This is a genomic window from Actinomycetota bacterium (assembly GCA_030018275.1).
Lineage (GTDB): Bacteria > Actinomycetota > Aquicultoria > Subteraquimicrobiales > Subteraquimicrobiaceae > Subteraquimicrobium.
Map to the genome: position 1 here is coordinate 1 of JASEGB010000011.1, position 18512 is coordinate 18512.

Below are 18512 nucleotides of genomic sequence, written 5' to 3' on the forward strand. Positions count from 1 at the left end.
TTGGGCTTCACTTTCTCTAGCAGGCTCGCCGACATCGCCCGGCCGAATCGAGTTCGTTATCCTACGGACTGGGAGTTCATCTCCCGCTATTTCTCTTTGGGCGGGCACAAGACCCGCCCCTACATCATTCAAATTCTACTTTTTAGCATGAAGTTAATAAAGTAGGAGATTGGCGAAAGATTTTTGACCCTTAACATCCGTTTATCTGACGAATAGTGGTGCAAATATCAAGGCCACCACAGTCATGACCTTGATCAAAATATTCATGCAGGGTCCGGCGGTATCTTTAAATGGGTCCCCAACGGTATCTCCGACCACGGATGCCGCGTGGGTTGGTGTCCCTTTCCCGCCGAGATTCCCGGCCTCAATGTATTTCTTGGCATTATCCCAAGCTCCCCCGGCATTGGCCATAAAGATAGCCATCAAGAAACCACAAACCAGCGCCCCAGCCAGATAACCGCCAAGTGCTTGAGGACTCCATAAACCGATGACGATGGGGCTAAACACGGCGATGGAGCCGGGGATGATCATCTCCCTCAATGCGGCGGTGGTTGATATATCGACACACCTGGCATACTGAGGTTTAGCACCCTCCTTGCCCTCTCTCAAACCGGGGATTTCTCTGAATTGCCGTCTTACCTCCTCAATCATCTTGAAGGCTGCCCTTCCCACGGCTTTAATGGCCAATGATGAGAAGAGGAAGGGGAACATTCCTCCAAGAAATAGCCCGATTATAGTATCGGCCCGGGCGATATCGATGGTTGGAAGCTTGCAGACGGCACAAAAGGCTTTAAAGAGAGCCAATGCGGTAACCGCAGCTGAAGCAATGGCAAATCCCTTTGCGATTGCCGCCGTGGTGTTACCCAGTGCGTCCAGACTATCAGTAATCCTCCTTATTCCAGAAGGTCTCTTTGACATCTCGGCGATGCCACCAGCATTATCCGCTATGGGGCCATAGGCATCCACGGAGACTACTATACCCGTGGTGGAGAGCATACCAATGGCCGCAAGCGAAATGCCGTAAACTCCTCCACCAACCCCGTTGATTACCACGCCTTTCATCGCCGCCTCTCCGGCTATATACGCGATGAAGATCGCCACACAGAGGATGATGATGGAAAAAGCGGTGCTTCCCATCCCCGCAGAAATTCCCGCGAGGATATTTGTTGCGGCACCGGTGAACGAAGACTGCGCGATTTCCTTGACGGGATTGTATTTATCGGAAGTGTAATATTCGGAGACCTGACCAATGGCCATTCCCGCAGCCAATCCAGCCACAATCGACCAGAAGAAACCCATCCTACCCGCTCCCAACATGAGATACACCAGTACAGCACAAGCCAGGGTGGTAAAAAGAGCAGCGGAGTAAGTCCCCATACTCAGAGCTCGACTAAGGTGGACCTCCTCTCGGGCACGCACAAAAAGAGAGCCGAGAATGGAGCAGATAATGCCCACGGATGCGATGAGGAGAGGCAAAATCATGCCCTTCCAACCAAGGAGTATGGCACCCAAAACAAGCGGGGCAACGATGGAACCCACATAAGACTCGTACAAATCTGCTCCCATACCCGCCACATCGCCGACATTATCCCCCACATTATCGGCGATGACCGCGGGATTTCTGGGATCATCCTCGGGGATACCAGCTTCAACCTTGCCCACCAAATCCGCTCCCACGTCGGCGGCTTTGGTATAAATCCCCCCACCAACTCGAGCGAAGAGAGCAATTGAACTGGCCCCCAGACCAAAACCGGCGATAATATCCGGGGCATTAGGGAGATTTAGCCAGCATTGGAAGACGAGATAACAGATACTCAAGCCGAAAAGGCCAAGACCTGCTACCGTTAAACCCATGACCGCCCCGCCACGAAAGGCCACTCCCAGGGCTTCCGCCACTCCCTCTTCAGCCGCCCTGGTGGTCCTGGCATTGGCTCGGGTGGCTATGGTTAAACCTATGAAACCGGCCAATCCCGATAGAACGGCTCCGCATAAGTAGGCAATCGCCGTTAGTTTGCTGATGAGAAAGAAAATGAGCGTTGCTATGACCACCAAAAAAACGGCTACATATCTATATTCCCTGCTCAGAAAGGCATTTGCACCTTCTTGGATGGCGCGAGAAATTTCAGCCATTTTTTCGGTCCCAACGGGATGCTCAAGAACGGTATAAGCACAGTAGGCAGCCGTGATAAGCCCACAGACTGCGCAAAGTGCGGCAATTCCCGCCAAGATAGCCAAAGACATGAGCTTTCCTCCTTCGCCAAAAAACCCCAGGGAAATAAAGAAAAAGCTCCATTCAAAAATAGGAGCAGCGCGGCTAAAAAGCGAAGCCACATTCAGTTTCGAATAAAATATAAATACTTTTGTTCATGCCTGTCAAGACGCCTATTTTTCGTGAAATAATGTTTTAAAATAGTAGGTGAAAAGGTTGTTAGGGGGACTGTCCCCGCAAGTTCTTCATAAATGGATACCTTGAGCTTGGCACAAAAATTGAGCGTACAAAATTTGCGAACTATTTGGAACAAAAAGCGATTAGTTAACATTACTTGGAGCGGATGACGGGACTTGAACCCGCGACCTTCAGCTTGGGAAGCTGACGTTCTACCAACTGAACTACATCCGCCTGGTTCAAATTATAGGGCAAGAAGGTGAATTTGTTAAGACTTCAGAGCCGCTGCCTCTGCAATTTTTTCACTTTCAATTGATTGATCGCAAACAGCCCTCCGCTTATCATCAAAAGGACGAGGGCTATCAAAGCTCTTCTTATATTAAAAGGATGGGCAACAGTGTGTCCCCTCTTTATTACATCTACCTTGATGGCATGAATATCCATATCGCCACCATGCTCAGGACATGCCCGATGAAAGATTCCCTCAATGAGAATCGTATCTCCAAGGTACCTGTACTCTCCCTTGTGCCTTATCTTCCTGGCTAAATCGGCAGAGCACCATATCCCAAGTGCATTTTCGCCGTCGTAAACATTTATCCAGGCATGATTCCCTCTTATCATCACATCGCCCACAACCTCTCCCCGATAGATGACCTTCTTCCCATCAAATTCCCTTGAGTTCTCAATTAGTTCAGTACTTGAGATAGAAGCGGCCATTGCCGTGGAGGTTACCAGCAAGAGTATCATGATCGCGCAAAAAGTTGATCGCAGCCTCACTTACCTCTCACCACGGAAACTATGAAGCCTATTAAGGCAAAAACTGAGACGAACTCCATTCTGCCAGCCCACATCTGGAATATGTAGGTTACCTTCATTAGAGCGGGCATGTTTGGGGAAGTTACTCCGCAGGAAAGTCCAGTATTGCTCCCCGCGGAGACCGCATCAAATAATGCTTGAAAGGGAGGATAGCCGCAATAAATGCCCACTAAGGCACCAAAAATGTATGAAAGGACATATAAGAGGGTGATTAAAACCGCTGAACGTATAATTCTCTCATCCAATACTATCTCCTTGATGTGATGAATCCGCTCCACCACCAAAGCGGATTCTGGAAGGATAACTCTTTTAATGTCTTGAACTAATGCTTTGAATACGATGCCTACCCTCAAACCCTTTATGCCTCCCGCAGTTGAACAGGTGCTTGCGCCAATGGCCATTGCGAGGCAGGTAGCCAACATGGCCGGTGGACCCCATTGCTCGATGAATTGCCTGCCATAAATGGTTTGATTGCCCGTGGTCGTATGTCCGGAGACCAAAATATAAAAACCTTTCCTGAAAATTTCAATGGCATCTGAATATATGCCCGTCTTCATCAGACCAGCTGTGACCAAAACGAAGAGGACTATTAGCGTGGTAGAGAATGAAAGTAGCTCGATGTTCCGATAGATCTCCCTCCGATTGCCCGTCCAAATTGCATAGTGAACGGCGAAATTAAAAGAGCCCATCACGAAGATGATCAGAGTCAATATCTCTATAAGCAAGCTATGGTAGTAAAGGAGATTTTGAGACTGTGGTGCAAAACCTCCCGTGCTCCAGGCTCCCATGAACAACCAGATGCCATGAAGAAAAGCTCTGGGCATCGGTATCCCTTCGCACATCGCCGCAATCCAAAGAACCAATGAGCCCAGAAAAAGATAGGTCAAACTTATGAACCAAATGGCTCGAGCGGTGTTAATGACATTGGGTAAGAGTTGTTCCTCCTTAGCCTCTCCCACATACATTTTGACTAAACCTGTGCCCCGGACCAAGAAGGTCAGAGCGATCACTATAATTCCCTGACCGCCGACGTAAGTGAGTAAGTGTCTCCATGTATTCAAGGCATAAGAGATGTGGTCCAAATCCTGTAGCAAATATAAACCAGTAGTTGTACACCCGCTCATGATGTCGAAGCAGGCATCGAGGTAGCTTCCAAAGTGTCCGCTTAGGAAATGGGGTAAAGCTCCCACAACCATAGCGATTATCCACGAAACCGAGGCCACCACCATTCCATGCATCCAAGACATGATGGCTTCGTGTCGGCAACAAATGACCAATAAATATCCCACGAGAAAACAAGCGGTCGCCCCCACGATAAAGTCTATGCAAGCGTTCCACTCCCGATACAGCAACCCCACAACCAAGGGAATGAACATCAAAAGCCCAACGGTGATTATAACCTTACCAATGTAATAACCAATGATCTTAAAATCGGATTTTCTGGGACGCAGTAGCATTTATCCTCCCAATCACTTTCCCTTAACCGCGGAGCCAATTCATTTCCTTCTCAACTCGGCAAAATATGGATAAAAGATATCCGACTATGAAACAGGATGCTGCACCGATAACGAAGATGACGGCTATATTCCATTCTCGACAGAGGAGGGAAACGACGAGGGGAATGAATTTGGCCATGCCCACACCCAGCACCAATCTTCCAGTATAAAAACCAATGATCTTGAAGTCCAAAAGCGTGGGGCGAAGTAGCACTAGAGACACCTCAAGAAGAGCCAGCCCACGACGTAGGCAATTAACATTATGGTCAGAACGAAGAAGATTTCTATTCCTACGCCCACGACGTAACCAAGATAGCGCCTTGTCTTCTCCCTCATAATTCGCACCGCCTGCTTCAACGTCTACTTGGCTGGGCCTTTCCGAGGAGGGTATTTCTGAAATTTTCTTCCTTATCCACAGAGGTCAGGGCGATAACACCATCGCCGCTTTGCAGCACAGTGCTACCCCTGGGGATGATTATCTCATCGCCTCTCACGATGGAGACGAGGACACAGTCCTTGGGAAATCCGAGTTCAGAGACCTTCTTGCCTGCCACAGGGCTATCTTGGGAAAGATCCAGTTCCACCAGCGCGAGTCTTCCTTTCTTGAGCGCTTGCAGGGTAATGATATCCCCAATGGTGGCTTCCTCCTCGATGAGCTTGGCGATGACCGTGGTGCTCGATATGGCCTCTATTCCCAAGGTGAGGAAGATATTTTCGTTCCTGGGATCGTTAACCCTAGCCACAACCCTGGGAACATTGAAGGTCTCCTTGGCGAGCTGACACATAACCAGGTTATCATCGTCATCCCCGGTGACGGCGGCTAGGACATCCGCCCTGTCCACTCCCGCTTCTTCAAGGTATCTGATATCGCAGGCATCTCCCTTTATCACCAAAACATTGGGAGATTCTTCAGCAATTCTTTCGCATTTCTCCCGACTTTTCTCAACCATCACCACCGTGTGACCCTTTAAAGATAAAGTCTTCGCTAAAGCCGCTCCGACTTTGCCCCCACCACCGATGATTATGTACATTTCTCCCACTTCCTTTCAATCGAACTTAAGATCGTAAGATTCCCTGATCTTCTCAAGGGCAGCGGATTTGACCACGCCTATAATGGTATCCTCCTCCTCAATTTTACTATCTGGTGTGGGGATTAGAACCCGCTTATCCCTCAAGATGGAAACGAGGCGAAACTCTCCTAACAGTTCAATTTCGGAGGCTTTTCGCCCAATGATCGTTTTAGAAGCGGGAAATTCTACGATCTCCGCTCCATCTTCTCCTAGACTGAAATGTGGAACGAAGTATTGCCCAAGGATTTTATCGTGGATGAATCGAGCTACCATGGTGGTCCCACAAACAGTTTCCAGACCGAGTCTATGATAAGTGTGCTCCCTATCGGGATAATAAACCCTGGATACCACTCGAGGAACCTTAAATACATATTTTGCCACCTGACCCGCCATAATATTGGCATTGTCCAGGTCCGTGACCGCAGCAAAGGCATCGGCTTTATCTATGCCCGCCCTCTTCAAAGCCTCCTGATCAAAACCATTTCCAACCAAGGTAAGACCATTAAATCCGGAACCCAAACGTTTAAAGGAATCGGACCTTCTATCGATCACCACGACGTCGTGGCCCTCATCGGCCAACATCATTGCCAGCTGTGCTCCCACGCGTCCGCAACCCACCACTATCACATACATCTGCTATCGCCTCCCGGAAATACCACAAGAATTAATTAGAAGCAAAAAACCTTTATCTCAACGAAGGATTACTCGCCAAGATAAAGGTCACCTGGATATTCTCAGCCACCTCGCCATGGTATTTTTCAAATAATAATTCTCTCTCATCTTTCTGTCAATAGTCGTTACCTGATCTACTCTTGCCGGTTGAATTCGAAGACCCCTAAGCAAATCATGACCAGACCGAAGCCTATGGCCACCAAGAGATCCCCGGAAATCGAGTGTTCCTTGAATCCAATCACCGTATACCGGAGGATATCCACACCATAGGTTAAGGGATTAATTCTCACGAGATAATCCATCCATGATGGTAGGCCCCTTACCGGAAACATGGCTCCAGATAGGAAAAACATGGGAAGGGTCAAAAAATTCACGATCATGTGAAAACCTTCCATGCTCCTCATCCGAGCTGCGATGACTATTCCCATGGAAGTCAAGGAGAGAGAAACCAAGAACATGAGGATCAAAAGTTTGATAACCATTGCAAATGTAAGGCTCACTCCAATGAGGGGTGCGAAGACGAGCATGAGTGTTCCTTGAAAAAGCGCCACCGTTGCCCCACCCAGGGCTTTCCCCAAAGCCACCGCCGAGCGAGATATTGGGGCAACCAAAACCTCCTTTAGGAAACCGAATTCTCTGTCCCAGACGATGGATAATGCGGAAAAAACTGAGGTAAAAAGGAGGGTCATCCCAATGATGCCCGGGTATATGAAGACCACGTAGTCCTCGACTCCGGGGATGAAACCACCATGGGCAAAGGCTTTACCGAGACCTCCGCCCAAACCCGTTCCCAAGACGAATAAAAATAGAGCGGGCTGAGCGATGGCACCTACGATTCGCGGTTTGTCGCGCCAAAATCTCTTAACATCTCTCAACCAAATCGTATAAATACCCTTCAGTTCCTTCATTTATATTCTCCCCCACGTTTGCTGGTTCTAGACAAGAAAACTTCACTCATCCTGCCCGCCATAGCCTGCGCCCGCCTGCCACTGCAAGGCACAAGCGGACAGGGCATCAGGCGCTGGCAGGCGGGTCATGGCAAACACTTCATAGAAACGGACCTTCAGGTCCGTTAATCCAGCTTTACCAGTCTAAAGACCTGTTTCTACGGGAATAAAGGTTAGACCTCAATTTAAAATTATCGTTTTCTCATCCTGGTACTTTGTCTAAATATATCCAAAGGACTTGCACTTTCGTCCCTGATGGCATGACCCGTCAATTCAAGGAATACATCATCGAGTGTGGGGCGTCTCCAATTGACGAATGTTATCTTCACGCCAAAAGCACTGATAAATTCCGGTATAAACCTTTCTCCATCGATGATACTAAAACGCAGACCGGAGCCGTCGCGGCCCACCGAAATATTGTATTTTGCCTTGATTTCCCTCAATGCCTTATCATCGTCAACCGTTTTAATTTGAATGATATCCCCGCCCACTCCCTTCTTCAGATTATCTGGGGTATCCAGAGCCACTATCCTTCCATAATCAATGATACTCACGCGGTCGCAATTCTCAGCTTCATCCATATAGTGCGTGGTCAAGAAAATGGTGATGTCCTCTCGCTTTTTTAGTTCGTGAATGTATTGCCAGATGTGATTCCTGGTTTGAGGATCTAGACCCAAAGTGGGCTCGTCCAAAAAGAGAACCTTCGGATAATGCAGGAGACCCCGAGCAATTTCCAATCGTCTTTTCATGCCGCCGGAAAAATTGATGACCAAATCATTCTGCCTTTCCTCCAACTCCACGAGGCGAAGGACTTCCAAGATCCTCTCCTGCATATCCTCGACGGAGAGGTTGTAGATCATGGCGTGAAACTCGAGATTTTCTCTGGCGGTGAGTCTATTATCCAGGCTTGGGTCCTGAAAGACCAACCCTATGGATTGGCGCACCGCATTTGGGTCTTTACTTACATCAAATCCATTGACTACCGCACTGCCAGAGGTGGGTTTGAGTAGAGTGCAAAGCATATTGATGGTCGTGGTCTTCCCTGCTCCGTTGGGACCCAAAAAGCCAAAAATCTCTCCCCTTTTGACCGAAAAAGTCACTCCTCTGACGGCCTCAAATCCATCGAATTTTTTCACTAGATTATGCGCTTCTATTATGTTTGGTTTTGATGCCACCACACACCACCCATACGATTCAATGATGTACATAAGTGGGCCATAAATTACTGGATATTTTAATCATACAGCAAATTCTGAAATTACGACCCATGTATGATGTATGTAAAATTCATACTACAACAATTGTGCTAGATATCAATATGTAGCCTAGACATAAATCGCCTGCGGCAGAAGCTCCTTTTGCTAAAACATTATCCTTAAGCAAAGGATGATTTTAAATTCTAAGCACAAAGCACCAATTCTAAACGATATTAAATGACCAAAACTTCGTTGTGAACTCAGTTGAACAATCCAAAGGTTCAAAACAAAATGAAATAGGGGGAGCAACCATGGTTGGTAAAATATGTTACAATTCTTTAGAATTCTTCGACCAATAATGAGAGGGACACGTGAACAGATTAAAAGTTGGATTGATGATCTTAATTCCATTTATCTTTTTGCTTTTGGTCCTAAGATACATCGCGGGTTACATGCCGGGGGAGGCGAGAAATCTTCCCTTCTTCGCCTTCTGCTCCTTCTCCCGCATGCTGGTGGCATACGTTTTCTCCTTCATCTTCGCCATCGCCTATGGTTATGCTTCTGCCACCAGAAAATGGGCCGAAAAGACACTCCTTCCCGCCCTGGATATCCTTCAATCGGTTCCGGTCTTAGGCTTCTTTCCCGTAGCCGTTCTTCTCTTCATAAGCGTGTTCCGGGGAGAAAGGTTCGGAATCGAATTGGCCTCGATTTTCCTCATCTTCACCAGCCAGGCTTGGAACATGGCCTTCGGTGTCTATGAATCCATTATCACCATTCCCAAGGATCTCCGACGGGCGAGTGCAGCCTATGGTCTCAGGGGATGGCTGAGGTTCAAGCGTCTTTTCCTCCCCGCTTGTGTACCAAAATTGATCTACAATAGCATGATGTCCTGGGCTGGAGGATGGTATTTTTTAATGGCCTGCGAAATTATTTCCTTGGGATGCATACGGCATAGATTACCCGGGTTGGGGAGTTTCCTTCTATTGAGCTCCGCCAAGGGAAGATTTGACTTGATTCTGTGGGGTCTTATGGTGCTGATTTTAATCATAGTCGCCCTGGATACCTTGGTGTGGAGACCCCTTTCACTCTGGGCGAACAAGTTCACCTACCAAATGACGGCCACGGGAGAGACTGCTCCTCAAAGCCCACTATTTTCCCTGTATAAAGATATCATCATCTTCCTGAGGTTGAATTATATTGAGATAAAATTCTTAAAATTGGTGGAAATAATCGATCGCCCCATCAAGAAACTTTATTCCCGTCTCAAAGGTTGGACTTTCTGGCGAAGCCTGGTCAAAGGTGTTAAAGCTATGGCTCTTATCCCCATATGCGGGGGTGCTATCTACATCGCATACTGGGTGACGATTGGCTTAATGAATATTTTCTCCAGACCTTTCCCCGCAGAAGCTAAGCTCATCCCCTTGGCCATTCTAGCCTCCTTCGCCAGATTATCGGCAGCATACATCCTCTGCTTAGCCTGGACCATTCCAATGGCCGTATTGATTGGAAAGAACGAAAGACTCTCCAGGGTCCTCACTCCCCTAATTCAGATAGCGGCTTCCATTCCAGCCACGGCACTTTTCCCCCTCATCGTGATCGTGGTTATCCACTATCTCTGGGGCGGGATGGATTTAGCATCGATCCTTTTAGTTTTGACCGGAATGCAATGGTACGTACTGTTTAACTTACTTGCGGGGGTGAGATCCATCCCCGCAGATTTGGATCAAGCCGTCAAATCCTTCGGGGTATCCGGATGGAATTATTGGAAAAGACTCATCCTCCCCGCCATTTTCCCCTCTCTGATCACGGGGAGCATCACCGGCTGGGGAGGCGGCTGGAATGCCTTGATCGTCTCGGAATATCTGTTCTTCAGGGGTAAAACCCACACCGCCTTTGGGATTGGAATGTTGCTCGATAAAGCAACATATGAAATGGGCGACAGCTTAATGATATTATTATCTTTGACGGGAATGATTTTAACCATCGTGATCATGAATAGGTTTGTCTGGCGAAGACTTTATGAGAAGGCGGCAACGAAATATGTCATAGAATTTTAGGGAGGATTTTAATGGTTTTACTTGAAGTAAAAAATATATCAAAATCATTCTTTGAAGACAGTAAGAGGATTACCATCATCGAAGATATCACTTTCGATGTTTCAGAAGGTAAATTCGTATGTGTGGTTGGACCTTCCGGGTGCGGTAAAAGCACCCTTTTAAGGATGATTGCGGGACTCGATAAACCCACTACCGGAGAGATCTTATACCGAGGAAAACCCATTCAAAATGCCAACCTGCACGTAGCACTGGTCTTTCAATCCTTCGCACTCCTTCCCTGGCTTACGGTCATGCAAAATGTATGCCTGGGATTGGAAGCTCGAGGCATACCACCCGAGCAAGGGATAAAAAGAGCGGAAAAATACATCGATAAAGTGGGATTGGAGGGATTTGAAGAGGCGTATCCCCGGGAGTTATCAGGGGGGATGAAGCAGAGGGTGGGACTCGCCCGAGCACTGGTGGTGGAACCAGAACTGCTCCTGATGGATGAGCCCTTCTCTGCACTGGATGCCTTGACCGCGGAAAACCTCCGCGAGGAGGTGTTGGATTTATGGCAAGACAAAAGCCTTCCCTTTAGAGGGGTGGTGATGGTCACCCATAGCATTGAAGAGGCAGTTTATATGGGCGAGAAGGTGGTGGTGATATCGTCAAGACCGGGAAAGGTGATCGATAATATACGCATTGAACTTTCTCGACCAAGGGATCGGAGGGATGAGAATTTCAACAAAATAACCGATAAAATCTACTCGCTTATCGTAGGGCATTAAGGTAAAGGAGGAAAGAGAAATTAAGATGAGCGTGGAGCCGCTGCCCCGAACCGGCATTAGTAATGTGATTGGTTTGCTTGAATTCATTGACGACGCAGGGGGAAAGGAAGATGTATTCAGGCTTACTAGGGAGCTTCAATATGATTTGGAGGATATATTGCCAGTGATCGAAGCTTCGGAGTTGTTGGAGCTCTCTGAGGTAAGCGACGGGGATATAAAGCTTACAGCGTTGGGTAAAAAATTATTGGAATCGGACGTCAATGAAAGAAAGTTAATCGTAAAAAGGCAGCTAAAAAAGATCAAAGTATTCCAAGAGGTAATATCAACCTTGAAGGCAAGAGTCGACAGACACTTGGACAGAGAATTCGTTGTTGAACTCTTTGAGACGAACCTATCTGAAGAGGACGCGGAAAGCTTAGTTCATACCCTCATTGAGTGGGGTAGATATGCTGAATTAATCGGCTATAACCACGATACTGAAGAGATATACCTCGATCAAGAGGATCAGGATTAATCCCCCTTGAGCCTCTTTTTAACAAAATGTACGATCTCCCAAAAAGTTGCCAGGCAACCGGGTTTTGTCGGTCCAAGTTCTGGAGCTTCCGGTGGATTTTCGTGTGTTTGAACATACCTTAAAGCATCTTCGGCGACTATTCTTCCCGCCCCTTGGGCATATTGGTCCACGCCTAAATCCTTTGCCGTATGGATGAAAGCTTCCTTTATCAAACGTGGTGAGGCGACCGGTTTTGCTTGGAGGAGTAGGGCACTAAGGCCAGCCACGTGTGGAGTGGCCATGCTTGTCCCGGTAGCGGAGGTATAATGGTCATTAACCGGTTTGCCCATCAATACCTCATCCGCGCGGCAAGAGATTATATCCACACCAGGGGCTACCACATCGGGTTTTAACCTCTCATCGGCGGTGGGTCCTCGGGAGGAAAACTTCGCCACCTTATCCCTATCCGTGGAGGCTCCCACGGTTATCACATTCCTTGCGCAACCAGGACTTCCGATGGTATATTTCTTCGGACCATCATTTCCAGCCGCGACGCAAATTATAACACCCTGACCAACGGCTGCATCGCACGTCTCGCTCAAGGCATCCGTTCCATCGCAGGGACCCTCGGAGCCCAAAGATAAATTTACGATGTGGGCTCCCATCTCCACAGCCCACTCAATTCCCGCCATTACATCACTCATCCTGCCAATACCATCACCCTTTAGAACCTTGGCTGCCAAGATATTTGCCTCCGGTGCCACTCCTCTATACCTCCCCTTCGAGGAAGCGCCACTACCTGTGGCTATTCCCGCCACATGGGTCCCATGTCCATTGAGATCCCTGAAACCCTCCAGAGTAAAATCCCTCGTCGCCACCACCCTGGGGAAGAGATCCGGGTGGTTTTTATCCACTCCCGTATCCACAATGGCGATATTAACCCCTTTCCCCATGTACTCCCCCCAAATTTTTGGGACTCCTATCAGCGGAACCGAGGTATCCAAAGTCGCATAAACCTTTCTATCCATTTCTATTCTTTCAACCCAAGGTTCTTCGGCAAGCCTTTCAACCTCCCCAGCAGGTAAAGCCAAGGAAAAGACATTGATTAGCCTTATTTGATGGCGGATGGTGTAATAGGGCTTCTCCATGAGCTTGGAGGCACATTCCCTCCCCACTTGACCTACCTTGACGATTACATGAATGTGCTCATGGGGTTCTTTCCTTTTGATTCTCGCTACAAGCTCCGGTGTGATATACATACATCCTGCCCTCTTCAAAACCAGTCCTTTATTCACCCTTTGATTTAACCCTGGACATAATTCGTCCACAGGAGTTTCTTCCAGTATGCTGTTTATTCCAGGTCAATGCAAAATGCAAAAATCAAAAATAAAAATGACATATCAAAATGTAAAATATTGTTCTTTTAAACCATTTTAAATTTTAGATTGTCATTTTGCACTTTTCATTTTGAATTTTGAATTTGAGATGTGCTTAATTAAGAATTTATGTCTAGCCTATGCCCTTTGATTATTTATACCCATGACCAGTGGCCTCTAATTTCAACCTTCAACTTACAAAGCTTTAACTTCCTTATCCTCCTCGATTTTTACCACCCATGCCTCTTTCTCAAGCTCTAAGGCCATCTTGGCGGAAGTCTCAATGGCCACCGCATTTATCAGTCTATATTCATGTTTCACCCGCACACCACGCTTTTCAAGAACGGAGGGAAGATTTTTGGGAGGCCGTGCGAGATGGATGACCAACCGCACGATCTCATCCGGTTTTTCTCTCGCCAAATCCTTCAATTCCTTCAAAAATTCCCTTTCATGCACCGATATCGCCTTTTTATCCAAATCTTTTGCCTTTATAATATATCAAAAGCATCTTTCATTTCTCCCATTTTGTTAAGAAATTTGAAAAGCTTTGTCACCAGAATATTATCTTAGTTAGGTGATATAAATGCTGAAGAAAAGATCGCTGCGCAAAGATATCCTCGAGCAAAGGAACAATCAAGGTAGCAAAGAGATGATGAAAAAAAGCAAAAAAATCGAGGAGCGCCTTTTTGAAATGACTCAATTTAAAGAGGCTTGGACCATCATGTTTTATGCCTCCTTCAAGAGTGAGGTCAGGACCGAATCGATGATAAGGAAAGCTCTTGCCCTGGGGAAAAGGGTCGTTCTTCCCATCCTTGAAACCCAAAGCGGAGAACTGGACGCCTCACGCATTCAAGACTTTGATCAGGATTTACAACCAGGTGCCTATGGGATTTTGGAGCCGAAACAGACCCAACCGGTGGACGCTTTAGAAATCGACATGGTCATATTGCCCGGAATAGTTTTTGATGAGCGCGGACACAGACTTGGTTACGGAGGCGGTTGCTACGATAGATTCTTAAATAAAATAAATCCCCAGACGATCCTGGTCGGCTTAGCCTACGAACTCCAGCTCGTGAATGAAGTTCCCACCGCCCCCCACGATATTCCCGTCCATAAAATCGTGACCGAGGAAAGGATAATCGACTGCCTGCCTGTCGGCAGACATGGCAAAGGAGAGGAGATTTGGAGATCCTCGAAATCCTAAAGGAGTTGGTATCCATCCCCAGCCCACCGTGGCAGGAGGAAAGGATTCAGCAATATCTGGGAACTTCTCCTTTGCACTCACACCGATACTTTCCCGCCTTACCTCCACCCTCGTCCATATTCGCCTCAAGTTCAGGGGGGAAACCTCATAGGGAGAGGGGCGGTGGATGCCAAAGGACAGATAGCGGCACTCCTGGAAGCGGTCAAGTTTAGCAAGAGGGATTGCGTAATTGCCCTCGTGGTGGACGAAGAAAACGAGGGAAAAAGCTCGGAAATTCTCGAAGTAGAAGTTGAAGCGGCTGTAGTTCTGGAACCGACGAACCTGGATATCGCCATCGCCGAGGCTGGCGCCGTGGAGGTGGAAATCGAAGTAAAGGGGAAAGGGGTACATGCCGCCACACCCGATAGGGGGAAATGCCATACTAAAGCCCTTGAAATCTACGAAAGAATCAAAACACTCCCCTTTTTAAGACAAAGGCATGCTCTCCTCCCAAAATCGTGGGTTAACTTGGGAGTCATAGAAGGCGGATGCGATGTGGGGATGGTTCCCGAGAAATGTAAGATTCAACTTGATGTAGTCATCCTTCCAGGCGTAGATGTCGAAGAAGCGATAAAACAGATTAAGGGTTTAACCGAAGGAGAGGGGGCTTCCTTAAAGATATTGGATATCTCGCCGCCGTTCTCGGTCGAGCAATCAGAGAAAATAGTGAGGACCCTTTCGAAAGCATTCAAAGAAGTCACCCAACGAGAGCCAAGATTTTGTGGGATGCGGAGCTGGACCGATGCTGAAAACCTTATGGCAAAGGGGATCCCCACCCTCATCTTCGGAGCAGGCGACTTGGCTCATGCTCACTCATCCCATGAGTCCATCTCCATAAAGGACCTTGAAACCATGGCAAAAATCTTAGCCCACCTCATCGACCTCTAGGCGTAAAACAAAACTTCTTTTCTCTTCTCCTTCTATCCTCTCTCCCACTCTTATTTTGGGAGCAATTATGGCTTGAAATTCTGTTTTTAAAATATCATCGGTAGATACATATTGATCCTGCTTGAAAATATAGTTTGTTATTCATATTGACCTTCCCTTGTTAGTTTCTCTTTAAATTATAGTCGATTATGAGACTTATTTTAAGAAAGGCATTTCAAATATATTACGAACATATGTTCGTAATCAAGTTCTGCAAGAAAGTTTTTGATGTTTATAATAAACATAAAATTAACCGCCACATTCAAAGACCAAATAGAAAATAATTGGCAGGTGCTTTTACATAGAATTAATAAAGCAAGTTGTGAATTATGGCGAAAACAACCGAGAAATTCGTAGAGCTTAGGAAGTTGCTCACAAACCAAGCTTATAGTGGACGGTCAGATTTTATCCTTTGGAAGAGTCTTATGCAGGCTCTGGAAAAAGATCCTCAGAGCACCCTCAAAATAACAATCTCCTCACCTATCATATCAAAAATCACCTGATAATCGCCTACTCTGAACCGGTATTCGCCAATTTTGGGATCAATTAATTTTGTAGAATGAGCCAATGGCCAGAGAAGTTTCTCAAGAGCTTTCTTTAGACGTCGCCTGGCAACTATATCAAGTTTTCTAATATCCTTAACAGTCCTATGGGTGTAGACAAGCCGGTAGGCCACTACAGCTCCCCAAATACCTCTTCGTGACTAAAAATACCAGCTTTATAATCGGCTCGGGCTTCCTTGATGCTTTTCAGATATTCTGGATTGGTAGCAGCTAAAAGATCCTCAAAGAAATCCAGATTTACCAGAGCGGATATGGGGGCGTCCCTTTTTGGTCACAATAAAATGGTCTTCACCTTTAGAAACCTCCTTCAATACATCAGCTAGATGGTCGCGTAATGTTGTCGCTTTAACAAATTTGAGCATGACCCTCAACTCCTATTAAAATGTCATTATAAAATGTCATTATAAATGTAAATTTGTCAACCTAAATTATTTCCCATGTTGAAAATTACGTGTACAGGATCATTCTCAGCCAGATTCCCCACCGGTAGAGCTTCATGAATCCCAGTTTCTCATATACCTTTATTGCCCGTTCATTTCTTCCGCCTACCCAGAGGGTGATCCTCTTCCGACCCTTGGATTTCAGATACTCCACGACCTCCTGAATTAGAGCCTTTCCAATCCCCTTCCCTTGATACCTCTTATCCACCGCCAACTCATGAATCTCACCCACGAGATCCTCCTGCCAGTCATACCACTTAGAATGTACAGCGATGAAACCCACGGTCTTACTATCCCAGATCGCCATGAAAAACCCTTGAGGATCGCCTTTGAATAGCCACTTCAAATACCTTTTAACTTCACGGCGATTGGGGTAAGCATATTCTGGAAAATCCTGGTAAGCAGATATGTAAGTCCTTATGAGCTCAGGGATCATTCGCCTGAACTTTTCCTCAGATAAAGTCTCTATTTTTACCATCACTGTCAATTTATTTTCGTTCTGAGCCCTCTTTTCCTTCAAAAACAACCTCTTTAATCCATCCCCCATAAACTTAAACATCAGCTCACTTGCCTGAGGTTGCAAAAAGGAGTATAAAAAGGGAAGCATCATAAAAATAATACAGGTGTGGCATAAATACCATTCAAAGGTATAGTCATTTGTGAAATAAGCGGAGCGGTTTAACAGGCCATGAAGTGTCCCTTTTGTGGTTATTTAGAGACAAAGGTAATAGATTCAAGAGCAACTGAAGCCGGGGACGCTATCCGGCGAAGAAGAGAGTGCCTCGAGTGCCAGCGGAGATTCACCACCTATGAGAGGCAGGAAGAAATCCCCCTGATGGTCATCAAAAAAAATGGTCAGCGTGAGCCCTTCGATAGAGCCAAACTCTTAAAAGGCTTGCAAAGGGCCACGGTGAAGAGGGAGATTACTCTCTCCCAGTTGGAAAATATCGTCACCGATATCGAGAGTGAACTCCGCAATCAATTCAAATATGAGGTACCATCGAAGGAAATCGGCGAAATGGCCTTGAAGAGATTGAGAGAAATAGATAAGGTGGCTTATGTGCGCTTCGCTTCCGTTTATCGAGAGTTTAAGGATATAGACGAATTCACCGCAGAGCTCGCCAAGCTCCACAGAAATCTGGATAAAAAGTAGATTAGTTCCTCAGCTTCACCCTGGATATCAGCGAAATACTGCAAGCGGGATCGGAAGAGCGAGTGACGGTGAGGGATATTTTGACCGCCTCGACTGAACTGGGTATCCAGGTTTGATTGTTGTTCGAATCGTAATAACTCAGTTGGAAGGAGCTCACGTCCTCTAGTTTAACCACGCCTCCGGAGTAACTTGCACCTTCGATGCGCATGAGATTCGTGCCCGATAAATAATATCGAACTATAACATCGCTGGTATTTTTGAAAACTATCCCGTCCGATTGAGCATCGAGAACCTGGGCAGCACCTCTTATTTCGTTGCTCATATCATCCAAAGCTTTCTGCGATTCTCTTTGAATATCCCATTCGGTCCTGGTCAACTTCTCGGTCTGGATACCGCTGTAAAATAGGGCATAGATGGAGAATATCACCAAGATCATTATCGCGGAACCTATAACCAGTTCCGCAATGGTGCTTAAGCCGGATTTCTTCTTAAGGATCCCTGAGATGCTTCCGCCCATGAATTAAACTCCTCCATCCCGCAGGATATAGAAGGTATAGGAGGCAAGAGGTGCCTTGTCATCCTTGGGGTGTTCATAAACGTGAATTTTTACGGTATTCATCCCCACTTCTGGGCTGTCTATGGTCACCAATCTCTCAATGCCAAATTGCGGAGCTTCGCTGAGTTGATAATAGGGTACCGTTGTGGCTAAGGTACCCAAGGATTTAACCTCCTCTGCCTCCTTTCGGGCTAAACTCGCCGCAATGACCCTGAATTTCGCCTTAGAACTTGTCTCCGAACTGAAAATGAAAGCGGGGAGGACCATGGCCGCAATGAGCATTACTAACGCCACGGCCACAACGACTTCGCTAATTGAAAATCCATCCTTGTTCTTAAGCCCAGCCATGAACAT

Annotated in this window: 21 protein-coding genes and 1 tRNA gene; 6 read left to right on the top strand and 16 right to left on the bottom strand. The window is 46.7% G+C overall.

Translation table 11 applies throughout. The features are described from left to right. Positions 1 to 201: 201 nt before the first annotated feature. The 10 genes from QMD66_05520 to QMD66_05565 form a co-directional block, all read right to left on the bottom strand. Complete coding sequence (locus QMD66_05520; protein MDI6822298.1) at positions 202 to 2241, bottom strand: sodium-translocating pyrophosphatase; 2040 nt, start codon at positions 2239 to 2241, stop codon at positions 202 to 204. Positions 2242 to 2544: 303 nt separating this feature from the next. Next, positions 2545 to 2620: transfer RNA gene (locus QMD66_05525), tRNA-Gly, on the bottom strand. Positions 2621 to 2662: 42 nt separating this feature from the next. Further along, the gene (locus QMD66_05530) at positions 2663 to 3163 is read right to left on the bottom strand and encodes a DNA-binding protein (GenBank protein ID MDI6822299.1); all 501 of its coding nucleotides are present in this window, start codon (positions 3161 to 3163) and stop codon (positions 2663 to 2665) included. After that, complete coding sequence (locus QMD66_05535) at positions 3160 to 4659, bottom strand: TrkH family potassium uptake protein (protein ID MDI6822300.1); 1500 nt, start codon at positions 4657 to 4659, stop codon at positions 3160 to 3162. Before QMD66_05535 ends, QMD66_05530 begins: the two co-directional genes overlap by 4 nt. 22 nt (positions 4660 to 4681) lie before the next feature. After that, positions 4682 to 4921, bottom strand: a complete 240-nt coding sequence (locus QMD66_05540) for a hypothetical protein (protein ID MDI6822301.1) — start codon at positions 4919 to 4921, stop codon at positions 4682 to 4684. Continuing rightward, positions 4912 to 5034: a hypothetical protein gene (locus QMD66_05545; protein MDI6822302.1), complete on the bottom strand. Its 123-nt coding sequence runs from the start codon at positions 5032 to 5034 to the stop codon at positions 4912 to 4914. Before QMD66_05545 ends, QMD66_05540 begins: the two co-directional genes overlap by 10 nt. 17 nt (positions 5035 to 5051) lie before the next feature. Then, positions 5052 to 5729: a TrkA family potassium uptake protein gene (locus QMD66_05550; protein ID MDI6822303.1), complete on the bottom strand. Its 678-nt coding sequence runs from the start codon at positions 5727 to 5729 to the stop codon at positions 5052 to 5054. A 15-nt stretch (positions 5730 to 5744) separates the two neighbouring features. Next, positions 5745 to 6401 (bottom strand): TrkA family potassium uptake protein, encoded by a 657-nt coding sequence (locus QMD66_05555; GenBank protein ID MDI6822304.1) that lies wholly within the window; start codon positions 6399 to 6401, stop codon positions 5745 to 5747. 173 nt (positions 6402 to 6574) lie between these two features. Then, positions 6575 to 7348, bottom strand: coding sequence for an ABC transporter permease (locus QMD66_05560; protein MDI6822305.1), 774 nt, complete (start codon positions 7346 to 7348; stop codon positions 6575 to 6577). A gap of 230 nt (positions 7349 to 7578) precedes the next feature. Beyond that, the gene (locus QMD66_05565) at positions 7579 to 8565 is read right to left on the bottom strand and encodes an ATP-binding cassette domain-containing protein (GenBank protein ID MDI6822306.1); all 987 of its coding nucleotides are present in this window, start codon (positions 8563 to 8565) and stop codon (positions 7579 to 7581) included. A 389-nt stretch (positions 8566 to 8954) separates the two neighbouring features. Between QMD66_05565 and QMD66_05570 the strand changes: the two genes are divergently transcribed. The 3 genes from QMD66_05570 to QMD66_05580 are packed head-to-tail and all read left to right on the top strand — an operon-like array spanning position 8955 to position 11921. Beyond that, on the top strand, positions 8955 to 10640 hold the full coding sequence (locus QMD66_05570; GenBank protein MDI6822307.1) for an ABC transporter permease subunit: 1686 nt from the start codon (positions 8955 to 8957) through the stop codon (positions 10638 to 10640). Between the two features lie 11 nt (positions 10641 to 10651). Next, complete coding sequence (locus QMD66_05575) at positions 10652 to 11407, top strand: ABC transporter ATP-binding protein (GenBank protein ID MDI6822308.1); 756 nt, start codon at positions 10652 to 10654, stop codon at positions 11405 to 11407. A gap of 25 nt (positions 11408 to 11432) precedes the next feature. Next, positions 11433 to 11921 carry an AAA-associated domain-containing protein gene (locus QMD66_05580; GenBank protein ID MDI6822309.1) on the top strand — a complete coding sequence of 163 codons (489 nt, stop codon included), beginning with the start codon at positions 11433 to 11435 and terminating at the stop codon, positions 11919 to 11921. Here the strand turns inward: QMD66_05580 and QMD66_05585 are convergent. Then, positions 11918 to 13159, bottom strand: a complete 1242-nt coding sequence (locus tag QMD66_05585; protein ID MDI6822310.1) for a S8 family peptidase — start codon at positions 13157 to 13159, stop codon at positions 11918 to 11920. The two genes, QMD66_05580 and QMD66_05585, sit on opposite strands and share 4 nt — an antisense overlap. 312 nt (positions 13160 to 13471) lie before the next feature. Next, positions 13472 to 13732 (bottom strand): protease inhibitor I9 family protein, encoded by a 261-nt coding sequence (locus QMD66_05590; GenBank protein MDI6822311.1) that lies wholly within the window; start codon positions 13730 to 13732, stop codon positions 13472 to 13474. A 127-nt stretch (positions 13733 to 13859) separates the two neighbouring features. Here QMD66_05590 and QMD66_05595 point away from each other — a divergent pair, with 127 nt between their 5' ends. Further along, positions 13860 to 14480 carry a 5-formyltetrahydrofolate cyclo-ligase gene (locus QMD66_05595; GenBank protein ID MDI6822312.1) on the top strand — a complete coding sequence of 207 codons (621 nt, stop codon included), beginning with the start codon at positions 13860 to 13862 and terminating at the stop codon, positions 14478 to 14480. A gap of 54 nt (positions 14481 to 14534) precedes the next feature. Next, a complete protein-coding gene (locus QMD66_05600) occupies positions 14535 to 15407 on the top strand; it encodes a M20/M25/M40 family metallo-hydrolase (protein ID MDI6822313.1) in 873 nt (290 codons plus the stop codon). A 487-nt stretch (positions 15408 to 15894) separates the two neighbouring features. On the opposite strand, the gene QMD66_05605 is transcribed toward QMD66_05600, so the two are convergent. Continuing rightward, on the bottom strand, positions 15895 to 16122 hold the full coding sequence (locus tag QMD66_05605) for a type II toxin-antitoxin system RelE/ParE family toxin (protein MDI6822314.1): 228 nt from the start codon (positions 16120 to 16122) through the stop codon (positions 15895 to 15897). Positions 16123 to 16456: 334 nt separating this feature from the next. After that, a complete protein-coding gene (locus QMD66_05610; protein ID MDI6822315.1) occupies positions 16457 to 16969 on the bottom strand; it encodes a GNAT family N-acetyltransferase in 513 nt (170 codons plus the stop codon). Positions 16970 to 17137: 168 nt separating this feature from the next. Between QMD66_05610 and nrdR the strand changes: the two genes are divergently transcribed. After that, complete coding sequence (nrdR, locus tag QMD66_05615; protein MDI6822316.1) at positions 17138 to 17602, top strand: transcriptional regulator NrdR; 465 nt, start codon at positions 17138 to 17140, stop codon at positions 17600 to 17602. Between the two features lies 1 nt (position 17603). Here the strand turns inward: nrdR and QMD66_05620 are convergent, their stop codons facing one another. Next, positions 17604 to 18119, bottom strand: coding sequence for a hypothetical protein (locus QMD66_05620; GenBank protein ID MDI6822317.1), 516 nt, complete (start codon positions 18117 to 18119; stop codon positions 17604 to 17606). Positions 18120 to 18122: 3 nt separating this feature from the next. Then, on the bottom strand, positions 18123 to 18506 hold the full coding sequence (locus tag QMD66_05625) for a hypothetical protein (GenBank protein ID MDI6822318.1): 384 nt from the start codon (positions 18504 to 18506) through the stop codon (positions 18123 to 18125). Positions 18507 to 18512 lie beyond the last annotated feature (6 nt).